At 48.3% G+C, this 7,638-nt stretch carries 6 protein-coding genes (1 of these 6 only partly in view); 4 read left to right on the top strand and 2 right to left on the bottom strand.

Translation table 11 applies throughout. The features are described from left to right. Both B5M13_RS03210 and B5M13_RS03205 read left to right on the top strand, forming a co-directional pair. Positions 1-367 carry the final stretch of a metallophosphoesterase family protein gene (locus B5M13_RS03210; RefSeq protein WP_080054271.1) on the top strand. It extends 860 nt beyond the left edge of the window, so only the last 367 of its 1,227 coding nucleotides appear in the window; its start codon lies beyond the left edge, outside the window; the stop codon is at positions 365-367. Continuing rightward, a complete protein-coding gene (locus tag B5M13_RS03205) occupies positions 364-3,471 on the top strand; it encodes an AAA family ATPase (protein ID WP_080054270.1) in 3,108 nt (1,035 codons plus the stop codon). The genes B5M13_RS03210 and B5M13_RS03205 overlap by 4 nt, the downstream gene beginning before the upstream one ends. Before the next feature lie 42 nt (positions 3,472-3,513). On the opposite strand, the gene B5M13_RS03200 is transcribed toward B5M13_RS03205, so the two are convergent. Next, complete coding sequence (locus B5M13_RS03200) at positions 3,514-4,242, bottom strand: nuclear transport factor 2 family protein (RefSeq protein WP_245859743.1); 729 nt, start codon at positions 4,240-4,242, stop codon at positions 3,514-3,516. Between the two features lie 352 nt (positions 4,243-4,594). Between B5M13_RS03200 and B5M13_RS03195 the strand changes: the two genes are divergently transcribed. Continuing rightward, the gene (locus B5M13_RS03195; protein ID WP_080054268.1) at positions 4,595-5,644 is read left to right on the top strand and encodes an alkaline phosphatase D family protein; all 1,050 of its coding nucleotides are present in this window, start codon (positions 4,595-4,597) and stop codon (positions 5,642-5,644) included. 247 nt (positions 5,645-5,891) lie between these two features. Next, the gene (locus B5M13_RS03190) at positions 5,892-6,722 is read left to right on the top strand and encodes a hypothetical protein (protein WP_080054267.1); all 831 of its coding nucleotides are present in this window, start codon (positions 5,892-5,894) and stop codon (positions 6,720-6,722) included. A 73-nt stretch (positions 6,723-6,795) separates the two neighbouring features. Here the strand turns inward: B5M13_RS03190 and B5M13_RS03185 are convergent, their stop codons facing one another. Next, positions 6,796-7,611, bottom strand: a complete 816-nt coding sequence (locus B5M13_RS03185; protein ID WP_080054266.1) for an enoyl-ACP reductase FabI — start codon at positions 7,609-7,611, stop codon at positions 6,796-6,798. Positions 7,612-7,638 lie beyond the last annotated feature (27 nt).

The following is a 7,638-nucleotide window of genomic DNA, read 5'->3' as shown; positions in this document are numbered from 1 at the left end:
TGTAACACCCATCGCTTTACAAACGGGCAAGCGACTTTTACGCCCACGGTTTAAACGAGTCGATGAAGCGGTGGACTGGTTGACCCAGAATCCGAACTGCTATGCTGAAATCACGCTGCAAACCCCAACGTACCTGACCAGTGAGGAGCGACGTCAGCTTCAACAGGCGCATACATCCCTGGTGACGATTATTCCGGATGTACGGGATATGGACGAACCTGAACAGGTAACAGCACCTGCCATCGATCTAACGCAAAGTATTGAATCGCTTTTCGCGAATTATTTTAAAAGCCGAAACAAAGGGCAGGAACCCAATGACCGCCTGCAACAATTGTTTCGGGAGATTTTAGCTACCGAACCTGAATGATTCCTATTAAACTGTCGATCCAGGGCCTTTATTCGTATCAGGACGTACAGACCATTGATTTTCAACGTCTGACCAGTTCCAATGTCTTTGGCATATTCGGGCGGGTGGGCAGCGGCAAAACATCGCTTCTGGAAGCCATCAGCTTTGCCTTATATGGCGAAACCGAACGACTGAACAGCCGCGACAACCGTCAGTATAATATGATGAACCTGAAGTCGAATCACCTACTGATCGATTTTGAGTTCCAGGCTGGCCCTCAGCAGCAGTTGTATAAGTTTGTTTATGAAGCCAGGCGGCATCCTAAAAAACACCACGAAATCAATCCTGGTGAACGACGCCTGTTTGTCCGTCAGGAGAACGACTGGCAACCCCTGGGCAATGAAAAGGAAGACGTTTCGGTAATGACCCGGCAGATTCTGGGCCTCGACTACGATAATTTCAAACGGACAATCATTATTCCGCAAAACCAGTTTCGGGAGTTTCTGGAACTTAGCCCAGTCGAGCGAACCAAAATGATGAACCAGTTATTTAAACTGGATCAATACGATTTGTCGGGACGAGTTAGCAAACTCAATAAAGCCAACGACGATCAACTCGCCGAATTACGTGGGTTGCTGGCTCCGCTGGAAACCGTTACGCCCGAATCGATTACGCTGGCAGAGAATCATATTGCTTCGACGCTGGATGCTGTCCGAGCCAAAGAAGTCGAAATTGATCAGCTAGAATCGGTTGAACGAAAGCTGGTGCAGGCGCAATCCCAGACGCAGACACTGATGAATCTGCAACGCGAACTGGGAGTTCTGCAAACTCAGGAAGCTACTTATCAACGCCTTCGGCAAACTATTGCGCTGTACGAAACCTGCCGACTGGTATTCCAAAGTGATTTGGTTAATCTGCGAAAATTGCAGGACAAACAAACAGGTCTATTACAGGCTGAAAAGAAAACGGCAGAGCAACTCTCGGAATTGACGGGCCAGTTAGTGGGGTTTCAATCGGTGTACGAAGCGACGAAAAAAGCGTATGAAGGTCGTGGCCATTTGCAAAAGCAGATTGATGAACTCGACACGGTACAAACCATACGAACGGTTCAGGAAGCGGTTGCGCTCCAGCAGCGCAACCGTCAGCACATTGTCGGTCAGCTTGAACAGGTACAGGAAGCCATTGAGCAGCATAAAACCAATCGAAAAAAGCATCAGGCACTCACCGAAGGGCTGTTTGGGCAAACATCCGAATTGGAGCGGCTTTATCAGATTGAAAAATGGTTTGCTGTTTACAAGCCTTTAAAGCAACAAGCCGATGACTTAGACAAGCAGTATGCCGACTACGAAGCTACGATCAATGAGATCAAACAACGAAAAGATACGTCTCTACTGAGCTTCCCCGCCGAATGGGGCCGCTTTACCCTTAAAACGCTCCCGGCACAGATCGATTCGGAACTGGTCCGATTGAAATCGGCCCGGAGAGCGCATGAAAAGGCTTATCAGAACGCATTCGTTCAACAGGAGTTAAGCCAGTTTACCGAGTCGTTGACCGAAGGGGCTCCCTGCCCACTTTGTGGTTCCGAACATCACCCCATTCGGCATCAGTCCCGCACAAAGCCTAACATGGAAGCAATTCGGCAACTGGTAACCGAAAGCGAAAAAACACTCCAGTCAGTCAGTCAGCAGATTGACGACACGACGGCGTTACGGCTCACAATCGAAGGATTGGAAAAAGAGCTGCGTAGTGCTCTGGAAAATAGTAAACGATTGATTCAGGAGCGAACCGCCGTGGTGCAGCGACTGACCGAACACGAAGATGCCTTTATCTGGACCGACTTTGATAAACGCCAAGAATCTGACCTGACGGATGCCATTCGGCTGCAAAGTGACCAGCAAAAGCAATTGCAGGAAGCGCAGAAGGCTATTCAGGAGTTGACGAAACAGATTGAAAGCCTGGAAGCAACTAAGTGGGAAGAAGAGCAGCATTTAAATGCATTCGACAAAGAGATTGCTGGACTGAACGGGCAGTTGAAAACCGCTGTTGAATCGCTGGAGAATTTTCGGCTGGCCGAAGTACAACAGTGGGATTTAGGCCAGATCACAGACCTGCGCGATTCGCTCATCAACGCCTACGAACAAACGAAAAGTAACTTCGAAACGGCTGATAAGCAGAAAGCCGACGCCGAAAAACGACAGGCGACCTTAACCGAACAACATCAGCAAGTCGCCCATCAATTAACGGAGTTAGTGACCGACATTCGGGAGATCGAGGCTGTTATAGCCCAGAATCTGGTTAAGCAAAACCTTACCCGTGATGTAGTCGAGCAGGTTTTACAGAGTACCGTCGATATCGATCAGGAACGGAGCCGTATTAATGAATACGACAAAAAATGTGCAGGGTTACGAAAACAGATTACCGATCTGGAGAGCGGCCTTGCCGAATCGCCTTTCGATCCGGTAGCCTTACAAACAGTTCAGACTCAGTTACAGGCCCTACACAAACAGAAAGACAATCTGAATAAGGAAATTGGGCAGCTTACCAATGTTCTGACAACCCTGAAACGCCAGTGGACCGAGAAGCAGGAGCACCAGAAACGGTATGATTTGCTAGACCTTCGGAAGCATGATTTAAAGAAGATGGACGAGATGTTCCGGGCGCAGGGATTTGTCAATTATGTTTCGTCGGTATACCTGAAAAACCTCTGCGAATCGGCCAATGATCGGTTTTTCAAGCTGACCAACAACCAACTTAAGCTGGAACTTGACGAGAAAAACAATTTTCAGGTACGCGATTACCTCAACGGGGGCGAAGTGCGAAGTGTAAAAACGCTCTCAGGGGGTCAAACCTTCCAGGCCGCTTTGTCGCTGGCACTGGCGTTATCAGACAATATTCAACACCTGACCAAAGCCAAACAAAACCTCTTCTTTCTGGATGAAGGCTTTGGCACCCTCGATAAAGATTCCCTGCAAACGGTCTTCAAAACCCTGAAGTCACTCCGTTCTGAAAACCGGATTGTGGGTATCATTTCGCACGTAGAGGAGTTACAGCAGGAAGTAGACACCTATATTCGGGCTGAAGCCACGGAAAACGGTAGCCGGATTATTCGAAGCTGGGAGGAATAAAGATAACCTCACTCCCACAGGAGAGGAGTGAGGTTAAATACCCTACTTCAATCCCCAATGCTCCACAATCAGCCCTTCATCCAGCCGGAAAACATCATAGAAGACCGTCGGTTTCTGCTGCCAGGTTCCTGACGACTGAACGACGACAAAATCCCCTTCGGCAATGATCAGAAGCACTTTTTCAACCGTTTGGTACTCCGGCTGTGGCTGCAAATAGGTTTTTAAACCCGAAAGGCCATTCGCAATTTCGGGCCGATGCTGTTTGAGCGTATCAGCAACGAAGTCGGAAAGCTTTTCTAGCTGACGATTTATAAAAATCTGCTCCATACAATCAGTAACCAAAGTTTTGTTCTGGCTTGTTGACTGTGGTGTTTCGCGGGGCAAAGGGCCATCGATGAGCGCGTGCCCATTCAGAGTCGTTTCGGGCTGGTCGGCCATAGCGTCCCAATGCTCCACAACCTGTCCATCCCGAAATCGGAACAGGTCAATAACGGCTTTCTGTTTACCCGCCCAGCCAAAGCTCATGTTTGTAACCACATAGTCGCCTTCGGCAATCAGGCGCATAAAAGGTGCTGATGTCGCAGGTGGTTTAGGCATCTGCTTCATATAGGCAAGCGCTTCCAGCAAGCCCGGCTTCCCAGGTTTTACGGTTGTACTATGCTGGATATAATCGTCGGCGATGATTTGTTCGGCAAAGGCCAGGTCGCCTTCCCCTACCGCCCGACGGTAGAAATCGCGAATGATTGATTTATGGATGGTTTCTTTTCCCATGATGATTCTGTTAGAAATTGATCGCCTGGCTGTCGTGCACGAAAACAACAGCCAGAAGGAGGCTGCCAGACACAACATCCCCGTGATGAAATGACACGATTTCATCGATTAGACATTAATTAATATGTGAATGATAACCGATGCCTAATCGTCGATATAGATTAAGCCTTTCGCTACACAGATTGGTGCAGCTAAACCGATGCAACCTGCCAGAACGTAGCAGTCGTTGTCGGCGCGAATCGGTAATAGGTGATGCGATCTTTCAGTACGGCAAAGTTAATAAATCTTGAACACACGCCAGAATCAACAGCGCCTATTTACTTTTACTACCCGAACCATTCGAAACGTTCTGATGAAAACCCTGCTTACGCTTCTCTCTTTTGGCACATTGATACTGGTTGGCTGCCACTCCACGAAACCCAGCACCGCAACGAATGATCAATCCCGGTCTGCTCCAACTGCCGACCCATCCAAGCCCATGACAACCATCGCTTTCGGCTCGTGCAGCGACCAGAAGCGCCCCAAACCGCTATGGGATGATATCGTGGCACAGAAGCCTGACCTCTGGATCTGGCTGGGCGATAACATCTACGGCGATTCGGAAAATATGGATACACTCCGGGCTAAATATGCCATTCAGAAAGCCAATCCGGGGTATCAGCAGTTGCGCCAAACCTCGACAATCATTGGCGTTTGGGATGATCATGATTACGGAGTAAACGATGGTGGAAAAGAATATCCAATGCGAAAACAAAGCCAGCAAGTGATGCTCGATTTTCTGGACGTGCCTACCGATAGCCCTTTACGCATGCAGGAGGGCGGTTATTCCTCGCACGTATATGGTCCAAAAGGACAACGAGTGAAAGTCATTCTGCTGGATGCCCGGTATTTTCGTGACCCGCTTAAGAAAGAGAATAAGAAAAATGTACCCGACCCAACGGGCGATATGCTGGGGGAAACCCAGTGGCAATGGCTCGAAAACGAACTGACTAACTCCGATGCCGATGTGCATATTATTGGCAGTGGGGTTCAGGTATTGCCCGAAGAACACGTCTATGAAAAGTGGGCCAACTTCACGACTGCCCGCAAACGGCTACTGGATTTATTGAGCAAGACCAAACCCAAAGGCGCCTTTTTCATCAGTGGTGATCGCCATATGGCCGAAGTATCGAAGGTTAACGTACCCGGTCTGTCCTATGACATATATGATATTACCAGCAGTGGGCTGACACACGTATCAGCTCCCCATGAAGAACCCAACCGCCACCGTATTGGCAACATGGTTACGGAACTAAACTATGGACTAATTACCATCAATTGGGCTTCAAAGCCATTAACGGCAACGGTACGGATCAACGGTGATAACCGGGCAACCTATTTAACCCAGGAGATGAAATTTTAGTGGAATGTCGTATCGGTTTTGAGAAACCTCTCAAGGTTAGATGTGAGTATCTGACCACACAACATGCAAAAAGGGATACGTTCATTCGTATCCCTTTTTGCATGTTGTGGCCCATCGCCAGCCTATACGACTCACTTGGCTCTTATGACACTTCAACTCACTTTCCTAACGGTTCGTACCGATGTGCCGAACGTTCCGACCTCAATCGCGCTCATACTAGTGAATCCATTTTAAAACAGTAAATACCATGACACGACACACGTCAATCCTATCACTAGGTCTGTTGCTGGCTTTGGCAGCCTGTCAATCCCAAACGCCCCTGCCTTCGACTCCCGCTAATTTGCCCGATCAGTCAAATGATTCGATTCATGTTTTCAAAAAAACGAAAGTCAGTTGGTCCGATACCGATTATAAGGAAGTCGAATACGACGCAGCCAATGTACCCATTCGGTATACGACCCAAAACCTGTACATCCAAAATACCAACCAGGTTCGGAAAGTAATCTACAATTTCCTGTACACCACTAACCGACTGACGCGTCTGGAAGCCTCCAACGGATCGTATGTGACCTACACCTACGATGGTAACAACGTCAGGCTCACGCAGGAGTTTGCGCCCAATGGCCAATTAGCAACCACGTACACCTATCAGTATTCAGCCGATAACAAGCTAACTCGGGTAGACATTACACAGGGTGAAGGGCCGAACAAAACCGAAACCGCTCGCACGTTTGCGTATGATGCTAAAGGAAATCTGACGCAACTGGTTGATTTAAGCAAAGATGATCAGACCGGAGGGTATCGGGAAGAGCTGGTTACTCGGTTTACGGGCTATGATTCGCACAAAAACGTATCGAATCTATGGACGCTTTACCCCTTTCTGCCCAACGTAACTTTTCAGGTGAATAACCCATCGACAATCACACAATTTACGAAAGGGCCCGATGGTAAGGAAATGCAGATTCATCAGTCGGTTTATACGTACCAGTACAACAGCCAGAAGTACCCGACCGCCCATACCCAAACGGATGCCGGTGGTACGCTAACCGCAGCGTATTCGTATGTAGGTTTGAATTAAATAACTAATCGAATAAAAAAGCAGCGTGGCTCGATATAGAACCACGCTGCTTTTTTATTCGATTAATTATTTATTACTCTTTCGTGATCAGATTCATTACTTCCTCCGAGATACCAGTCATCGAGAAGCCACCATCGTGGAAGAGGTTCTGCATGGTTACCATGCGAGTCAGGTCGGAGAAAAGGGTGATAACGTAGTCGGCGCATTGATCAGCCGTAGCGTTACCCAGCGGAGCCGTTTTGTCGGCAAAGTCAAAAAACTTGTCAAAACCACCGATACCGCCACCCGCTGTGGTTTGCGTTGGCGACTGCGATACCGTATTGACCCGAACTTTGCGGTATTTTCCATAGCGATAGCCAAAGCTACGGGCAATGGATTCGAGCATGGCTTTAGCATCCGCCATGTCGGTATAGAACGGGAATGTCCGTTGGGCAGCCATATAGGTAAGTGCCACTACCGAACCCCACTCATTGATAGCGTCGAGCTTGTAGGCGACCTGCATCATTTTATGGAACGAAACAGCCGAAATATCAAGCGTTTGTTTGAGCCATTCGTAGTTCAGATCGGTGTAGGCTTTGCCCTTACGGATGTTGGGGCTCATGCCGATACTATGCAGCACAAAATCGACTTTACCGCCCAGCACTTCCTGCGATTTCGTAAAAAGATTGGTCAGGTCGTCGACCGAGGTAGCATCGGCCGGAATAATTTCGGCTCCTGTTTGTTCGGCTAACTGTTTGATTTCGCCCATGCGCATGGCAATCGGCGCGTTAGTCAGCGTAATACTAGCCCCTTCTTCTTTCGCTTTCAGGGCGATTTTCCAGGCGATTGATTGTTCGTTCAGAGCACCCGAAATGATGCCGCGTTTTCCGTTCAGTAATCCGTAAGCCATATGTATTGATCAAAAATGGATAATGAT

It is taken from the genome of Spirosoma aerolatum (assembly GCF_002056795.1).
Taxonomy (GTDB): Bacteria; Bacteroidota; Bacteroidia; order Cytophagales; family Spirosomataceae; genus Spirosoma; species Spirosoma aerolatum.
The sequence above is the reverse complement of the archived record's forward strand: the minus strand, read 5'-3'. Positions and strand labels throughout refer to the sequence as shown.

Coding starts and splice junctions, on each gene's coding strand:
- B5M13_RS03190 (WP_080054267.1), top strand. CDS start 5,892: ATGACACGACACACGTCAATCCTATCACTAGGTCTGTTGCTGGCTTTG.
- B5M13_RS03205 (WP_080054270.1), top strand. CDS start 364: ATGATTCCTATTAAACTGTCGATCCAGGGCCTTTATTCGTATCAGGAC.
- B5M13_RS03195 (WP_080054268.1), top strand. CDS start 4,595: ATGAAAACCCTGCTTACGCTTCTCTCTTTTGGCACATTGATACTGGTT.
- B5M13_RS03200 (WP_245859743.1), bottom strand. CDS start 4,242: ATGGGAAAAGAAACCATCCATAAATCAATCATTCGCGATTTCTACCGT.
- B5M13_RS03185 (WP_080054266.1), bottom strand. CDS start 7,611: ATGGCTTACGGATTACTGAACGGAAAACGCGGCATCATTTCGGGTGCT.